10 protein-coding genes are annotated in these 18,795 nt (G+C 36.0%); all 10 read right to left on the bottom strand.

Going from position 1 to position 18,795, the window contains the following annotated elements; all coding sequences use genetic code 11:
* Positions 1-104: 104 nt before the first annotated feature.
* On the bottom strand, positions 105-1,457 hold the full coding sequence (locus tag FUA22_RS00565; RefSeq protein WP_147765552.1) for a DUF1552 domain-containing protein: 1,353 nt from the start codon (positions 1,455-1,457) through the stop codon (positions 105-107).
* Positions 1,426-5,415 carry a DUF1592 domain-containing protein gene (locus FUA22_RS00560; protein WP_147765551.1) on the bottom strand — a complete coding sequence of 1,330 codons (3,990 nt, stop codon included), beginning with the start codon at positions 5,413-5,415 and terminating at the stop codon, positions 1,426-1,428. The genes FUA22_RS00565 and FUA22_RS00560 overlap by 32 nt, the downstream gene beginning before the upstream one ends.
* Positions 5,416-5,649: 234 nt before the next feature.
* Positions 5,650-7,302, bottom strand: a complete 1,653-nt coding sequence (locus FUA22_RS00555) for an apiosidase-like domain-containing protein (protein WP_241664726.1) — start codon at positions 7,300-7,302, stop codon at positions 5,650-5,652.
* Between the two features lie 5 nt (positions 7,303-7,307).
* The gene (locus FUA22_RS00550) at positions 7,308-9,038 is read right to left on the bottom strand and encodes an arylsulfatase (protein WP_241664725.1); all 1,731 of its coding nucleotides are present in this window, start codon (positions 9,036-9,038) and stop codon (positions 7,308-7,310) included.
* Positions 9,039-9,254: 216 nt separating this feature from the next.
* Positions 9,255-10,718, bottom strand: a complete 1,464-nt coding sequence (locus tag FUA22_RS00545) for a sulfatase family protein (protein WP_241664724.1) — start codon at positions 10,716-10,718, stop codon at positions 9,255-9,257.
* Positions 10,719-10,774: 56 nt separating this feature from the next.
* Positions 10,775-12,286, bottom strand: a complete 1,512-nt coding sequence (locus FUA22_RS00540; RefSeq protein WP_147765547.1) for an alpha-L-fucosidase — start codon at positions 12,284-12,286, stop codon at positions 10,775-10,777.
* A gap of 8 nt (positions 12,287-12,294) precedes the next feature.
* The gene (locus FUA22_RS00535; protein ID WP_147765546.1) at positions 12,295-13,842 is read right to left on the bottom strand and encodes an alpha-L-fucosidase; all 1,548 of its coding nucleotides are present in this window, start codon (positions 13,840-13,842) and stop codon (positions 12,295-12,297) included.
* Positions 13,843-13,847: 5 nt separating this feature from the next.
* Positions 13,848-15,401: a sulfatase-like hydrolase/transferase gene (locus tag FUA22_RS00530; RefSeq protein ID WP_147765545.1), complete on the bottom strand. Its 1,554-nt coding sequence runs from the start codon at positions 15,399-15,401 to the stop codon at positions 13,848-13,850.
* A 120-nt stretch (positions 15,402-15,521) separates the two neighbouring features.
* Positions 15,522-17,069, bottom strand: a complete 1,548-nt coding sequence (locus FUA22_RS00525; protein WP_147765544.1) for a sulfatase family protein — start codon at positions 17,067-17,069, stop codon at positions 15,522-15,524.
* A gap of 13 nt (positions 17,070-17,082) precedes the next feature.
* Positions 17,083-18,780 (bottom strand): glycoside hydrolase family protein, encoded by a 1,698-nt coding sequence (locus tag FUA22_RS00520; protein ID WP_147765543.1) that lies wholly within the window; start codon positions 18,778-18,780, stop codon positions 17,083-17,085.
* Positions 18,781-18,795: the final 15 nt, after the last annotated feature.

The raw sequence follows: 18,795 nt of genomic DNA, 5'->3' as shown, positions 1-18,795 counted from the left end.
TGACACAAAAAAATACAATGTTAATTTCAAGACATTAAAATCAACATTGTATGTTTCTTATTTTCTAAATATTTCTTTTTTTAACTTTCTGCAACGCCTAAATTTTAATTAAAAATTGCTGGTAACGCTCCTGTACTGTCGGCAAAGGTCTCTACATTAACACCAACGGTATTCAACATACTTACAAATAAATTAGACATGTGTATATGTTTAGCATCAAAGGTTTCATAACTACCATGTTTTAACCCCATATTTTTTCCACCGGCCAAAATAAGTGGCAAATTATTGGCATTATGCGTAGAACTACAACAACTTCCATAAAGAACCAAGGTATTATCCAATAAAGAACCATGTTCATCATGTGTATTTTTCATTTTATCCAAGAAATAAGCAAACTGCTTACTCAACCACTGATCGTATTTACCCAAACGTTCTTGATAACCTGTTTTCTTATCATGAGTCATTCCGTGATGACCAGATAAATTCAATGCTATTTTAGGGAAAGCATCTCCAAAACCTAAACCATCTTCTCGTGCCATCATGTATGTCATAACCCGAGTTAAATCAGTTTCAAAACCAAGAATCATTAAATCTAATGTTGAGCGCAAATAATCTTCTGGACTCGCCACAGGGTCTACACTTAAATTTAAACGAGATGCATCAAATTCCTTCATGGGAACATCCAACCACTTTTCATTTCGTTTTACTTGTTCCTCTACTCTATTTAAAGTAGACATGTATTCGTCTAACTTTGTTTTATCATTTTGTCCCAATCGCTTTTTTAGACTTTTACTGTCCTCCAAAACTAAATCGACAATCTTTTTATCTTGTTGTAAACTTTGTCTTCTTTCTTTAGTTGAAGCCCCTCCTGCCGGAGAAAAATAACGTTCAAATATTTCACGCTGACGATGTTCTGACGGAATAGCTCTACCATTAGAATCAAAAGACAAAGTAGATGCTCTAGATTTATAACCTACGCCACCATCTGTAGATAAAGTTAAGTAAGGAATCCTAGTATGCTTGCTTAGTTTTTGTGCTGCTAATTGATCAACCGAAATAGAGTTGTTGTACTTGTTACCTCTTAAATCACCTCCTGTAAGCCAAGTATCTCCTGCAATATGACCAAGTACACTTCTACTATTTGGATGACTCAACCCACCCAAAATGGTCATGTCTTTTTTAAAAGGCGCTAATGGTGCTATTGAATTGGTAAATTCATAATCTGTACCGGTTTTATGTGGAAACCAATTCCATTGACTGTATTTTTTGTGATTAGCACCTGGAACACTTACACCATTAGGAAAATAAACAAAACACAAACGTTTTGGGACCTGTGGTGCATCAGCAAATTGTGATAATTTACCCATGCCCATACACTCCATATATGGTAACAATACAGCTGCTCCCACCCCCTTTATAAAGGTTCTACGGTCTAGATGCCACGATTTTCTTTTCATTACCAAGCGTTTTTGAAAATGATTTACTTAAAATAATTTGTTCTAATACAGTTTGAAACTTATAATCGTTCTTTTTTACTTCCTTTACTATCCTATTAATTTCTTTATCATCAGAAAAACTAATGTCTCTACCAAGGGCGTAGGCATACAAGTGTTCTACCAAAGACCTTGTAAAATCGTCTCTTTTCAAAGATAAGATATATTCTTTAATACCCTGAATACCATTAACTTCCACACCATCTGGCAATTTTGATTTAGAATCTATGGGCCTTCCTTTAGCTTCTGTTATATATCTTCCCACGGCATCGTAATTCTCAAAAGCTACACCATATGGGTCTATTTTTAAATGACAATCAATGCATGAGGCTTTATTACGATGCAATTCTAATTGCTCTTTTAAGGTTAATTCTTCAAAACCTGGTGTTTCTGGGTCTAATTCTGGTACATTTGGAGGCGGTGGCGGTGGTGGGTCACCAAGAATTTTCTCTTTTAACCAAACCGCTCTCTTTATAGGATGTGCCTGAATACCATCTGAATGCCCAGTTAAAAATGCTCCCTGTGACAATAATCCTCCTCTATTCTCTTCTCTATTAATCGCTACAGGTCTAAATGCACTTCCTCTAATACCATCCACCCCATAAAACTCGGCTAAATTTTGATTTAGCATAGCAAAATCTGAATCAATAAAATTCAAAATACTAAGATTCTCTTTTAACACATGCTCAATAAAAGTATAAGTTTCATTAGTCATGTCTTCTTTTACAAAACGCGTGAAATCAGGATATAGTTTTGCACTTACAGTCATGTTTTCATGCCTATCAACTCGTAGCCATTCATATGAGAATGCCTCAATCATTTTCTTGATTTTTGGGCTTTCAACCATTCGTTTTATTTGCTGTGGCACATTAGTCTTAAGCTTACCTTGGGAAGCTAACTCTGAAAGCGTTTCATCTGGAGGAGAATTCCATAAAAAATAAGCCATTTTTGATGCTAAAAGGAAGTCTTCTGTTTTAACATCTGGTACAATTTCTTCCGGTTCTAATAAATATAAGAAATTAGGTGAACAAAGTACTGCAACCAAAACTTCTTTTATACTATCTTCAAAGGATTCAAAACTACCTCTTGAAGCCTTCCAGAAATTCAAATATTTATCTAATTCACCCTCTATCATAGGACGCCTAAATGCACGCTCAATAAAGGTTTCTAAAACCTCAGCAGCATAAATTTCTTCCATATTTTTATTTGGCGAATCTATAAAAATCTCTGTATGACTTTTTGGTGGCCAAACTGGATGATAAGGCACTTCCATCTCCATAGATTTCACATATAGGGGTGGTCCATTTTCACCTTTATTCTTAACCAAATGATTATTCCAAAGTCCAACAATCATGGTATTTGAAAGTAATGTGTTTTCTCCGGGATCATAAACCGGTACAGGAAGATTTTCTAAATGCCCAAAGAACTCAAAAGTTTTAAATTCTCCATTTTCTGAAACTACTTCTTTAGTGGCATCAAAAGTTCTATAGTCCATACCATCATCAGTTCTAGTTCCTATAAATGATTGAATGGAAGGCGTTAAATGCGCATATTTATCTTCGTTTTTCGCTGCTTCAGCTTTTAGTTCCTCTGTTAAGGTGCTTTCTCCTTCTTGCAAAGGTGTAATTCTGAGTTCCTTAAAACCAACAAAAAACTTACCACCAATGGTTGTTTTGTACCTTCCTTTGTTTAAATAAGCTAAAGATACTGGTGTTATAATTTCCGCCTGATCTTTTAAAGATTCATCTAATCTTAAACGCTCCTGTAATTTATTAAACTTACCAATTCTTAATAAATATGATGGCATATCTTCATTTGGCACGTAAGGATGCACCAAATCAATTTGATAAAACCCCGCTTTAGGTATGTCTATTCTTAATGTTGCATTGGTAAAACCATCCACTTGAACAGGCACTAAAAGACTATCTTTTTCAACCAAATTACTAGTTTCTCCAACAACATCTTTCACAGAAAAAAGACGTATAGAGCTTGGTAAAAGGCTTGCCGGTTTATCTTCTCTCAACTCTATCAACCCTTCAGTTAAGGCAATGGCATGCCCCTTTGAAGCTACAACTCTTAGAGCAAATGGTCCGCCAGTTTTAGGGTAATTATTTTTAATAAGCATTTTTACATTTGGAGAAGGCCCCTGCCATGAACGAGCAGGAACTTCTTTATGTGGTAATGCCGAATACAAAATCATACCTTCTTCTTCTACCGAGTATCTATCACTTGCCGAACCTCGCATACCAATACCAATAAACTTCTTAATGGTATCTGAAGTATCCAAGTTGTTTCCTTGACCATCAGTAACATCAATAACGAAATTATCACTATTAACAGGAGCTGATTGATATCCTCCAAATTCTGCTGAAAACTTATCTATTCCAATGCCTTTCCCAAAAGTCACTTTATACTTTTTCGACTCTAGTTTCCCTCCAGTTACAATAGCTTTATCAAGTGCTTCCCGCGCAATTTTCTGATAATAATCTAAATGAAGGGTAGACATTTGAAGTATATCACCGTTATTGGTAAAGCCCATTTTAGATTTCCCATCATTAGGAAGCACATCGCCAAAATTAATTGGCAAATGCAATAGTTCTTTTAATGTGTTGGTGTATTGACCTTTTGTTAAACGGCGAATGGTATTTTCTTGTTGACCCTCTTTGGCTTTTGATGCTTCTTCTAAAGAATTTGTTATCCAATCTACCACCATCTTACGCTCTTCATTGCTTAATTGTGGTTTCTTTTTTGGAGGCATTTCACCAGAATTGATCATATCTAAAGCCGAATGCCAACTCTCTGCATCGTTTCCATTTACCATATCCCAGTTTAGGCGGTCCAAACGCACATCTCCTTTTTGCCTTTTAGGTCCGTGGCAACTAACACAATATTTAGTTACAACAGGTTTAATATTATCTACATAGTGCAAACCTTCTGCCGATAGTTTGGTTTTCTCAATAGCTTCCTTCTTAGCTACTAGCGCCAACTCCTTTTTTTCTTCTTCGGCCTCTGCTTTTTCAACCTTGGCCACCTCTTGTTTCAATTCTGGGTTTGCGGCATCTAAAGATTCTGATATCCAATTTAAAATACTGTTTCGTTGGGCTTCGGTAAGTGGTTCTTTTTCTTCTGGCGGCATATTACCTTCTTCAATTTCGGTGTAAACCGATTTCCACTTTTTAACATCTTCAACATTGGTGAATTTCCAACCTACATTGTCTAATCTTAAATCACCTTTTTGTTTGTTATCGTTATGACACTCGAAACAATTATTATCTATTATGGGGTGAATAGTATCTGCAAACACCAAGGCACCACTATACGCTTCTGTTTTCGCTAATTCTTTTATTTCTGAAATGATAGATTCACTTTCAGTTTCTTTTATTCCGAAGAAAGCCTTCATATTTATAGGCATGTCTTTAGTCAAATAATTGGTGCCGTGGGTTAAAGTTCCTCCATAATGCCCTGCAAATGTTAACAATATCACATTTACCAAGAGTACCCCTCGATATATATTTATATGATTTTTAGATTGTGAATAGGCCCATAAACGCAAAACCAACAACCAAACGCATAACAAGGCCGCTATTAAACCTAACCACTTGTGATAGGATAAAACCTCATCATTATAACCACCACTTGATGCTAAAAAGAAACCAAAAACGGCTGCTGGAATAAAACTGATGGCCGTAAACCAAAGTAATACCTTACTGGCGTTTTCAAGATTAAGCTTTGGAGAAATGAGATTTACAACTTCTAACACAAACACTCCAATTAATGCACCTATTGGTACATGAAGAATTAATGGATGAAAATTTCCAAAGTAAGAAATGAGTTCATTGCCATGGTCCTCACTTATTGGAAACACCAATAAGCTTAGCAAAATAAGCGTAAATGCAACTGCAACGGAAATGGTTTTTTTCATAAAATTTCTGACTCCCAATAAAACACATAATCTAAAAAAGCAAGTGCTTGCTAGTACAAAATATGTATCTGAGCATAAAACTACTTAAAAAATTAAGATGAATATCATTACATATTGTTCATTTTCTATCACTTATGTTTCAAATGAACAACTTGATTATCGGTAAACCTATTAAAAAAATAAGGTTACTTTTTGTTTGCAAGAGTTTTGCACAACTTTTGCATAACTCTAAATTCACTTTTTAGACATCAGGTTTTTAATTATCAAAACAACATCAGCCTCATGCCTCCAAGGGCGTTCATCCCAAAAACCGTATTTATGTTTAAACTCTAATTTTTCCTCTTTAGTAAATTCGCCAGTGTACGTATTAAACCATTGACGCGTAGCTTTTGAATAATCAAACTCTTTATCTAATTGCCTTTTGATATCATCAGAATGCACTTCCTTTGGAATGAATTGCATCACCACCCCTTCCTCATAGTTTGTTAAATTATAAGACCGGACATTATACTTTGTAACTGGTTCAAAATTTTCAAAATTAACTGTTTTGAATAGATTTCTCATGTATTTGAAATATTCAAACTTGGGCTTATAAAAACCCTCTGGTTGTTCAAACGGGTTGTGAATTAGTGCATTCCAAGATGTCCCTTGCCAATAATACGTAGTATACGTTCCTGCAAACAGGCATAGATAATTTCTCCTCAAACAGGCTGTGGCTTTACTATAGCCTCCCGGAAATATTTCGTAAGGCGACTCTTCATACCCACCATGTTCAATATTGAAAACGGGTTTGTCAGGAAACTGTTTATATGCGTTTAGCATGCTTTCATAAAGTGACAACTTCCAATCTTGGGTAGAAATAAAATCCACATCTTCCTTATGTTTTTTACAAAAACCATAAGCGTGTACGGACAATAAACGATTATAAGCGTCCAGAACACGTGTACGTCTAGCCCGCTCCAAAATATGGTCGGCTATATTCTTGTTTTGAGTTAAAGCAATTTTTGAAGTAGCCTCTTTTGAAACATCCCAAATAATATTGGGGAATGCCTGATATCTTTTCACAACATGGTCATAATACATGTCATCGGCTTCAGATCCTGGTTCAGGCCAAGACACGCGCTTGTTCCATACGTAAATCATTAAATGGCTAATAATTTCATGCTCATGCATTTGCGACACCACCTTATCAAAATGCTTGAAGAAATTAACGTTTAACGAACTATAATCCGGATTACTATTAGAGCCTAAAAAAGGGAATATATCTTCCCGTTCCCCATAATTATGTTGCGGATTTTCCTTTAATCGTTTGTCTCTTACCCAATCAAAATCCAATCCATAGGCATATACATTCATGACTATTTGATTAAAGCCATTTTCATTTAGAAGCTCTAGTAAATGCTTCGTTTTTGGCAATTCTTCATTACCATAATCCAAGGCATATAACCAATCACACTCAAAGGCTAGATTGAAATAATGTGAACCATCTTCATAAAAGAAATGCCTTTTATTATCGGCATTCAAAACAACTCCTCCATGCCGGTCTTTTTTCTTATTTTCAGTAATAGTAATATTTCCTTTTTTTCCTTTTAATCCTTTTATAGTGGATTGGATTACAAAAGACTTTTTACCGATCTTGGAACTTGAATACCTGAACACCCATTCATTGTTACCATTATAAAACAGTGGTACTGTTTGTTCTCCTTCTTCTGATTTAACCAAAGCATAAATTTCTTTATTAAAAGGTTTCTCAATACTTTGTTTTGCTTTATATACCAAATCATTGACTTGCCATTGTTGAGACGTTATGCTTTTGGGGTTGATCCAAACTTTAATTTGCGCAAAACCCAATTGTCCGATAAAAATTAAACTAATAAGTATTCTCATTGCTTTCATTTGCTGCTTTCTAAACATTCAACATAAGTGTAATACACGCCATATTTCTTTTTACCTTCTAAAAAATCTGTTACCAAAAGTGTTTTACCCTTTTTAAGATTTACCTTAAAAGTTACCGCTTCCTCATTTGACTGAATATCCTTTTCAATTATTTGATTAGCAATACTGATTCTAACTTTGTTCGGACTAATGGTTTTATAATCATATAAATCCTTTGGGTTCTTCTTTGGAACACCAAGAATTGGCCCAGGACATTCTTTTGGCCAACGCATACAAGAAATGAGATATTCACCACTTTTCTCAACTTTTAAAGCATGTGTATTATTGGTATTTTTCATACCCACGGCCACTTGCTCTGGCTTCCAAATACCTCCATCTTCTCCTATGGCGTGTTGAATAGTAAGTTTAATTTCATTTTGAGCCTTATTACCAATTACATGCATTGGCAACTCATGATACTCCTTATTCTTTTTTGATTCCTTTATAAATTTTGTATTATCCTCTAGAAGTTCTTTTACCAATTCGGGGTAGTCATCTACTAAATTATTCTTTTGTTTTGGGTCATCAACAATATCATAAAGTTCGTTTCCATTTATGAGTCGCCACTGATCTTTCATAATGCAAGATCCAAAAATAGGTTCTGGCTGTCTCCAATCTTGACGATGATGCACAAAAACTGAACGCTCAGAAAGGTTGGCATTAACATGAGTTAAAACTGGCGAAAAATCTATACCATCCAACTTAGCTCTTCTTGGCATATTAAGATTACACATTGTTGCCAAAGTTGGTAACAAATCCACATGGGCCGCCAAATTATGAACATCCTTCCCTCCTTGAATATTTCCGTTAGGCCATCTTATAAAAAATGGCACTATATGACCGCCTTCCAATTTGGAACCTTTTATACCTTCAAAGCCTTTATTATAACCAAGCTTTCCATCAGGACTATAGCCAAATCTTGTTCCGTTATCACTCATAAAGATTAGAATGGTGTTTTGGAGTAATTTTTTGTTCTCCAAAAACTTATAAAACTTCCCGAAATTTTCGTCAATATTAGCAATCATACCATAAAGATTAGCGTCAATAATCTTATTCCCTTCCAAATGTCTATACGGTTTGGCATATTTTTCGTCTACTATTAATGGATCATGAGGCGCATTAGTTGGCAAATACACAAAAAATGGTTCATCTTCATTTTCATCAATAAATTTCATGGTTTCATCAAACCAAACATCAGTGCAATACCCTTTAAATTGTTTGGGTTCATTATTCACATAATACACATCATTAAAATAACTGTTACCCCAATAATCTGATAGTTCACCAACACCACCTGCTAAATGATGAATAGCTACATCAAAACCAAAATCGGTAGGTCTTGCAGGGTAGTTATCTCCTAAATGCCATTTCCCAAAAAGCCCAGTTTTATAACCATTTTGTTTAAAAACATCTGCCATGGTAATCGCATTTTCAGACAAAGCATCTCGTCCTTTAAAGGTAGCCCAAGCCCCATTATTGATGGGATATCTACCAGTCATTATAGCTGCTCTGGTAGGTGTACAAAGAGGACTCACATGAAAGTCAGTCATTCTAACCGATTCTTCATAAAAGGCATCCAAATTTGGTGTTTTTAACCAAGGGTTCCCGTAGCAAGATAAATCGCCAATACCTTGATCATCAGTTAAAATTAGTACGACATTTGGCCGTGCTTTTGTTTGCGCAGACATCAAATTATTTAACGCAAACATTAATAGCAATAACGAAATCCGTATTTTCATCAACTCACATTTTTTAAAAACCACAAATTATACATAATACCAATACCAATCCTTTATATATGGTTTTTTGGCTTCTTGACTAAACGCTTGAATGCCAATAAATAAAATAACACCAATGGCGATTAATTTCTTCATATCATATTTTTAAACAATAAGTAACCGTCGTTATTTTTTATGTTTCTTTTCTTCAGCGGTCCTTTTCACAGTTTCTACAAGCTCTAGATAACTCTTGTTACGCCTCTCTAAATCGTACTGATCAAAAACGTCGCCATTTCCAAACATTCGTGGGTCTTGCTGATGCCTCAGTTTTGCAAAAAGCTCCTTTTTAAGCGCTTCCTTTCTTTTTAAATAACTTTTCTCATCCGCAAGGTTCTTATGACACTCTGGATCTTGAGCTATATTATATAATTCTTCTTGTGGTCGTTTGCCATAGCATAGCTCGAAAATCAAGGTTCCTGGTTTTTCTTCCAGGGTAACGGATTTGGTTGGACTCCAATCTGTATCGCGATAACCTGTTTTTGGTTCTCCACTGGGCCAACGATTTGGTTCAAAATTATACATATACACTAAATTTCCTCTATGGATACTGCGCACCGGATACCCCCATCCGTTCTGCCTTACACAATCGTTACGCTCTCTTCCTGTTAGCACATAATCTCGTTTCTTAGATTTGTTTTGAAAAATATCGAATAGGCTTTCTCCCTCTATTTTTTGCATATTGGATTTCCCCTGTGGAATATCTGCAATTTCCAAAAGTGTCGGGGCAATATCAACAAAGCTTGTAAACGCATTTACTTCCCTTCCAGGTTCAGCTATTTTTTTAGGCCAATTGACCACAAATGGAACTCTTGTTGCAAATTCATGCGGATGCCCTTTGAATCTCGGAAAAGGCATGGCATTATCTGAAGTCACAATTATAATGGTATTTTCAAGCTCCCCTATTTCACGGAGGTACTCAAGGATATTCCCCAAATGTTGATCGAAGTATTCTACCTCAATGGCATAATCTAGAATATCATGTTTAACGGATTCTGATGCGCCCCAAAATGTTGGCAAGAAGTCCAAATCGGAAAATTGCTTGCCGTGTTTCACACCGGACTTAAATTCATAACCACGGTGTGGTTCTTTACATCCATACCAAAAAAAGAAGGGCTCATCTTCCGGTTTTTCATTCATGAATTGTTTGAAGTTACCGGTATAATCAAACTTGTGAATACCATTTGCCGGTACCGACTCAACTTCTAATTTGTTATAGGTTTTCCCGGTTAGGTTTCTCCGCTTGGGATGAATACCAGGGTTCCACCCCTTGCCCGTAAAACCAGTAAAATAGCTATTATCTGTTAGTACTTCTACAACACTTTTAAATTTAACCGGCCAAGTAGGTTGGTGATTAGCTGCTGCTTCTAATTGCCATGGATTGCGACCTGTTAAAATAACCGCACGAGAAGGGGCACATTTACTGCTTGGGGTGTACATGCTATTGAATTTTAACCCCGTATCTGCCAACTTATCTAAATTGGGGGTTCTCAAAAATTTAAATCCGTAGGCACTTGCATGCGACATATCATCAGCTATAGCAAATAGAATATTAGGACGTTTTTGAGCCATCGCTAATGCGGATAAACTCAAACAAATAATTAAAAAAGCTTTTTTATACAATTTCATTTTAACTATATTTTCAAAATCTAATGTCTTTCTACTTTCAAAACATAAGCAAATTCACATGGTTTTTCTTTAGGAAATTGAACCACCATACCTGCTTCAGTCTGCTTCCATGTAATGATCTCTTTGCTTCCTATCATACTCACGGATTTTATATCTCCAGGAAACAACTTTCCTTTAGAACTTAATGTCCTAATTGTAATTTTTTCTTCTGGCCATTCCATGCAAATAGCATAAAGATTTTTTCCATATTGCGTAAACCGAATATCTTCGGAAGTGTAATTTGGAATTAGCTCTCCTTTATTTTTACCCTGTCCGTGATGCCCAGGATTGGTAACTTCTGTGGGGCCTTCACCAAAATAAATCCAGGGAATGGTGTTGTATATAGCTTCGCCATTAATTTTAAGCCAATCGCCCATGGCATATAATTCCTGTTTTACTTCTGGGGCAAATGTACCATCGGCTTTTGGTGGCACATTTAATAACATACGTCCATTTTTACTGGTCATATCTACCAACATATCTATCAAAGTGCCAGCATCTTTTAACTTGTTCACTGGATTATAAAACCATGTTGCCCACCATTCATAGTGGTTTTGCATATTAATATCTGCCATCCACGGATCATATTGCAGCCCAATGAGGTTTCCATTCTCAATATCCCGCATTCCTATACCAGTAGGAATATCATGGGTTTTATAAATTACTTCTACTTCCTTACCCCATTCAAGTCCTTTATTAAAATAATAACTAATTAATTTCTGTTGATATTTTTCTGGTGTACCACCCAAATCAGTATTACCCCCAGGTAATAAGCGTCCTTTTTCAGCGTAACCTTTTAATTCCCCTCCTATAGTTCCCCCAAAACCAGTATCAAACCAAATCATATCAGGCTCATATTTGTCAATAGCTTCACTAATCCTGCTATACCACCCATCAAAAATGGGATCACCTACTCTACCATTATTCATTGTACCATATTTTGAATGATCTTGAGTAGGTTCTAAATATGTTGCATCTTTATCGGATAAGGTTCCCCACATGCGGCTCCAAAAATCACCCGTATGAAATGAAGAAATAACAGGCATATTTCGCTTTCTAAGTTCGGTTGCCAAACTTCCGTAGATATCTACTTTAGGACCATGGTTAATAGAATTCCAATCTGTTAAATCGCTATCCCAATGCAACAGTCCATTTCCATGCCATGCTACCGGTCCGCCAAACTGGGCACCCGCTTCTTGAAACAAGTCTACCCAAGCTTCAGCATCAAATTTTTCGCCTTTCCAAATTTCAATAGCTTCTACTGGAGTCAATTCTCTGTTTCCCGTTTCAATTTGAGCCGATTTTGCTCCCCAATGACAATAAATACCAAATTTTAACCCATCTAACCACTCTGGAGTATTATGTTTTCTCAATGAAGACCAATTAGGTTGATACTTTTCCTGCTTAATTCTCTCTGAAGGTTTCTCTTCATTATTGGTCCTACAACCAAAGTTTAAAATAAGAACCAAAAACCATATTATTTTTCTAAACATCTCAAAATTTAATTACGTTCAACTTTCAAAACATAAGCAAAATCACATGGTTTTTCTTTCGGGAACACCATGGTTAAACTTTCAGTGTTCTGCGTCCATTCCAATTCAGCTTCACTTCCTAATAGGCTTATCTTTTTAATTTCACCCGGATATAACTTACCATTATAACCTAGAGCTTTGATATCTAATGGTTCTTCTGGCCAATCTAAAACAATAGCATAAATATCACTCCCTTTTTGGGTGTAGCGAATATCTTTAGATGTGTATTTTGGAATCTCAGTTCCTTTATTTTTACCTTGACCATGATGACCTGCATTTTTAATATAGGCAGGACCTTCACCATAAATCGTCCAAGGAGTAGTTCCATAAATAGCTTCACCATTTAGGTTTAGCCAATCACCTATTTTATAGAGTTCTTCTTTTATGTTTTCAGCAAAAGAACCATCTGCTTTTGGAGGTACATTTAATAAAATTCGCCCGTTTTTCGAAGTGATATCTGCCAACATATCAATCAATATATTAGCATCTTTGATGTAGTTTTTAGGGTTGTAAAACCAAACTGTTGGCCATGTAATATGCTGTTGCATATTGATATCGGCCATCCATGGATCAAATTGTAAACCGTCCAAATTTCCGTTCTCAATATCGCGCATTGCTACACCTGGAGGAATATCAAAACTTTTGTAAACAAACTCTACTTCTTTACCCCAATCTAGAGCAGCGTTAAAATAACTACTGATATAATCCTTTTGAATATCTTCACGAATGCCGTCTATATAAAGTTCTCTATCAGATTCTACAATTTTGCCATCAACCAACTGCTTTCTTAATTCGGGCCCAACTGTTCCACCAAAACCAACATCTACCCACACCATATCTGGTTGATATAACTCGTAGCCTTCTTTCATTCGATCTAGCCATCCATTCAGGTATTCAGGTGTATACCGCCCTTCTGGTGTATGAACTCCTGGAGTATCACCGCGTCGTTTATAATCTCCTACAGGGTCTAAATAGACGTCATTCGATTTACTCATTCTCCCCCAAAGGGTTGAACTGTGAAATGAAGCCATCAACTTCATATCTGTTTTAGAAATTTCTTTTGCTAACTCACCGTAAATATCGACTTTGGGACCTTTTTGTGCAGTATTCCAATCGGTTATTTTACTATCCCAATTTAGGCATCCGTTAACATGCCACGCCACAGGGCCCGCAAACTGAGCGCCTGCTTTTTGAAATAAATCTACCCATTCTTTGGCATTAAATTTTTCTCCTTTCCATTGAAGGATTGCATCGTGGTCCGACATATCGTTATTTCCCAAGTCAAGCTTCACAGATTGTGCACCGTAATGACAATAAATACCGAATTTGGCATCTAACATCCATTGTGGTGTATCATGTTTCTGAAGCGAATTCCAGTTAGCCTCGTAATATGTTTTTGGCTCTTCCTTAACTAATTGTTTAGATTCTTTTTGAACACATCCGATAAAAGAAAAACATAAAAAGACCAAACTGAAACACAAAATCTTATACTTACTAAATATTATCATTGTTTTCATATTTCCTAGTTTGAAGGATTATAATATTTCCAAAAATCAAAGTTGGTTCTTTTACCATCAGCCACATCTCCTAATTCAATAGCTTTGGCTTTCATTTCTTTTCTTAGTTGAGCAACAATTTGTGTATACTCCGGAAAATCGGCTAAATTGAAAGTTTCCCATGGGTCCTTAGCAATATTGAACAGCTGAGTTACCTTTGAGCCTGTAACCAAATCACCACGTTTTCTATCTTTATCTGGTGCTCTAACATATTCAATCAACTTATAATCACCTTTTCTGTATGCACGTTGATGTTGACGATAGGCATGGTACGTATAATCTCTAACTATTTCTTTTTCATTATTAATTACTGGCATTAAACTACTGCCAGTCACAGATGCTGGAGTACTAATACCTGCCATTTCACATATAGTTGGCATAACATCATAATTATAGCATAAGGCCCCTTCACGCCTTCCTTTATTTGCTTCTTCAATTAAGCCTCCTGAAATGATAAGAGGAATGTGTATACCATCTTCGTTATATATATTTTGCTTTCCTAATAAACCATGATTACCTACTGCTAAACCACTATCACCTGCCATTACTATAATAGTATTCTCATACTGCCCTGTTTCTTTCAAAGCCGCAATAACTCTTCCTATTTGCGCATCTAAATGAGAAATGATTGCGTAGTAATCTGATAAATGTTGCTTAGCAATTTGATTGGTTCTTGGCCATTCTGCCAGTTGTTCATCACGTAAAACAATATGACCATTATCAAAAGGATGTTGTGGCATATATGATGGTAGCAGCGCTATTTCATCTTCTGGATACATGTCCTTGAATTTCTTCGGGGCTTGACGCGGGTCATGTGGTGTTGGAAATGCCAAATACATAAAGAATGGCTTTTTTTTATCATAATCAGATATGAACCTTGAAGCTTCATCAGCTAACACTTCAGATACATGAGGAGCTGTTTTTTCAGTGCCTGTTGGTCCACGTTTGTCATCTTTTGTTATCGGGCGCCTAATCACTTCTCCCTCATCATTAAACTCTAACAAATAACAATTTTCTCGTTTGTATTTTCCTTCTGGTTCCCAATCACTATATGGCATTCTATATTGGTCTGTTAAATATGCCGGTGTACCTGAGACCTTAGCTCCATAATTAGCTGAACGTGCTAAAGACTGATGGTCTTGATGCCATTTCCCAACATGATATGCGTAATATCCCCCATCCATAAAGGCTTCACCCATTAGAGTATGTTCTGTTGGAATGTTTCTACCTATTCCATCTAACTGAAACAAGTTCCTTCCTGTAAGTAACATAGCCCTACTTGGAACACATGTAGCTCCAGAAAAAGCTCCTTGCAAATACGCATTTGTAAAAGTAATCCCATTATGTGCTAAATTATCTAAAGCTGGTGTAACAACAGCTTGCCCTCCTAAAGCATGTACCCCACTATACCTATGGTCATCTGTATAAATAACCAAAACATTAGGTTTCTTTTTTCGCTGCGCTTGTAATTGAAAGGACATTAGCCCTAACAAACAAAAAGCAATTATTTTTCTTGTCATTTTTTTAATATTTTAAATCTTTTTTGGTGAAATTAAAACTAACTATGGCTCAACTTATATTATAACTACACTACCTTAAAATATAGGACTGACTCTATCACATTTATCCAAAAGCACCTCTTACTCACGTTTCACTGAAAAGTCTTGATCTTTATATTTTTGTAACAGACCTTTCATTTCCTTTACCTTCTCAGGGTACTGCTCAAATAAATTAATACGTTGCCCCCAATCATTCTTCATATTGAACAAGAGACCTTCGGTATTGAATTTCTTATATCCTCTTAAGGCATTATAGCTATCGGGTAAATCTTGTTTTCCTGCACCACTAGAATGATTTATGTATAACCAATCTCCCATTCTCAACCCCCATTTGTCTTTGTATGTATTATGCACCGTAGCTTCCCTTAAAGGTGATTTGTAATTCTCCTGAACTAAAACAGGCAAGAAATTATAACTATCGGGTGCGGCTTGCTCAGAGAGTTCTATATTACAAATTTGAGCTAGAGTCGCCATAATATCTACCTGAGAAATCACCTCTTTGGAAACAGACCCAGGTTCTACAACATTTGGCCATGAAACAATAAAAGGCACATGATGCCCGCCTTCCCAAACATCTCTTTTAACTCCTTTAAAATCTCCTGAACTAAAATGTCCGAAATTTTCGGCTCGTTCTATGGCGTAACGTTCGGGACCGTTGTCAGAAGTAAAGATGATAATGGTATTTTCACTTAAGCCATTATCTTTTAAGGATTTTAAAATTTCACCTACCACATAATCTGTCTGAAAAACAAAATCCCCAAAACCTCCTGCTTCAGATTTCCCTATGAATTCTTTGTTAGGAATAATAGGCGCATGAGGTGAAGGCAAGGCAAAATATAAAAAGAACGGTTCTTCTTTCTTTTGTTTCCTAATCCACTCTTGGGCTTTCTTTGACAGTGTTGGTAACACTTCATATGGATCCCACCCTTTTACCATGGGACCTGGCCTAAACTCCCAATGCCCCTCGGCGGTTTGTAAATCCCCTAAATCTAAATGGGTATTTGGCGCTTTAATAGGTAAATCATTTTCAATCCAGCAATAGGGTGGAAAATTAATGGTTCCATCTCCAAAATAGTAATTAAAACCTCTTTGTAAGGGCCCTCCTTTTATTGGCGTTTCCCAATTGATATCCCTATGACTATAGGCTTTCATTTTCTTGCCCCAATGCTCTTCTTCTATTGAAGGTGGGTTCTTAATATCCCATTCCCAACCTAAATGCCACTTGCCAATGGCCGCCGTATTATAGCCATAATCTTTTAAAATCTGTGGCAGCGTAATATCTGAATCTTTAAAATATGGGTTGCCAAAACCACCAACAATACCATGCCCTCTACGCCAGTGGTATTGCCCTGTTAATAAAGCAAACCTACTAGGGGTACAAATACCTGATGAACTATGCGCATCTGAAAAACGCATTCCTTGTGAGGCTAATTCATCTAAATTAGGTGTTGCTATTTTTGAATGGGGATTTTGGATATTTAAATCTCCAAATCCCATATCATCTGCATAAATAATTACAATATTGGGTTTTGATGAAACGCTCTCTGATGACTTATTATTCTTTTGAGCATTACTATAAACACAAGAACAAAGACAAACAGCCAACAAAGTTTTTAATAAATACTTCATGTTTTGAATTGTATTACCTTATAGTCACAAGACCTTCCAAAACATCTGGCTCCTGATCTTTATGACTTATAATAATCCTTAGGTTGACGGTGTTATTTCTTTCTTGAATTTTCTGCCCCCAAAAGGTTAAATTTATTTTTTCATACGCTTTCAATGGCGGCACACTTTCTTCAATTAACACTTGCCATGTTCCATTCTTTTCATATTCAATTTTTAACTCAGCAGTTTTCGAATTAAACTGCCCGAAGTTTTCCACTTCAATATCAATTTTAAGACTTTTAGAATTTAGGGTAAGTTCGGGAAATTTGGCCGATAAAACTGGTAAATTATATTCAATCCATGGTAATCTCGCAAAGCCGAACAATAAATCGTCTTTTCTGGTTTTCCCTAAGAGTTTTGCAACGAAATTTTCTTCGGTCAACCCATTTCCTTCTCCATTAAAAGTCAAAATCAAATCATCTCCTTGCTTCTCCTTTTTAATTACTTTACTCCCTCTACCAAAATCAACTTCTTCTGAAGCTCCAAACCTTAAAGATTTTATATTTATATCTCGATGCGGATTAAACCCCGGTTCTGCCTTTACTAATAATTTAATTTCACAGGTGCTTTTGTCAATCCTTTCATTACCAATTAATTCTATTAGTCTACCTACTGTCAATGGAATTCCAATATTTTTTGAACTATGATTATCACTGCCTTTATCCTGCTTTTTTATAGTATCCGCCACCGCAAAATTAGCCTGATACGCACGCCCATACTTATCTTGTAAAACTTTGATTCGCTCAAACTTATACCAATCTTCTTTCTTTCCATTTTTATGTTTGGCTATTCCAGGCAAATATGCTTCACCTTTATCCAGTTTCCAATTTACCCCATCTTTTGAGCGCATGTAATATGCAATACGGCCCAACCAATCATTTACAATTAAATGATATTGAATATTGGTTCTCCAAACTACTGGGTCTTCATATTTTCCTTCGTACGGAGGGTAAACAGACTCAGCAGATATTTTATAAAATGGAGGTAGCCCCGATTTACTCAACCAAATACCACCACCACGACCAACCATTAACATTGATCCATCTTCTCTTTTAGCAAAGGTATTATTTGCCATATGGTCTTCAATCTGTCTTTGACGGGTATCAAAATTAAATTCTCTGCGTTCCCAAGGTCCGTTAAGGTCATCTGCATAATAATAAAAGTAATCTGAGAATTTATGAACATATAAAAAATAACCACCTTCCTTTAAGGGCTGAATCTCAGGATTATGCCCAGGACCAACTACATTTAATACCTTGAAAGGCCCTATTGAATTATCTGAAACCGCATGTACTACTTCCGACTTAGGCCATGCCATATGACCTTTAGGATCGTCCTCTCTCCATCTGCAAACAAAAAGATGATGTTTTCCTGAGGAATCAACAACAATATTTCCTCCCCAGTATGACCAAATATCATCTTCTAAACCATTCTTAATATATCTTGGTTTTACTGCTTTGGCTCCCCATACATCTGATGTAAGTTTTCCAGTTTCTGGTAATGGTAAAAATCTATCCATAAACCGCCCTCCGTAAACTAAACCTTCCCAATCGGAAGGTCTAGAGCGTTCAACATCTTGAGCTTGAAGTAACGATGCAAACATTGTTATCCCAAATACAATAACAAAAAACAAATTCTTCTTAAGTTTATTATTACCTCCTAGGCTTCTCATTTTTTTATATTAACT

Source organism: Seonamhaeicola maritimus, from assembly GCF_008056315.1.
In the GTDB taxonomy this organism is placed as follows: domain Bacteria; phylum Bacteroidota; class Bacteroidia; order Flavobacteriales; family Flavobacteriaceae; genus Seonamhaeicola; species Seonamhaeicola maritimus.
This window is presented reverse-complemented; position numbering and strand designations above follow the sequence as displayed.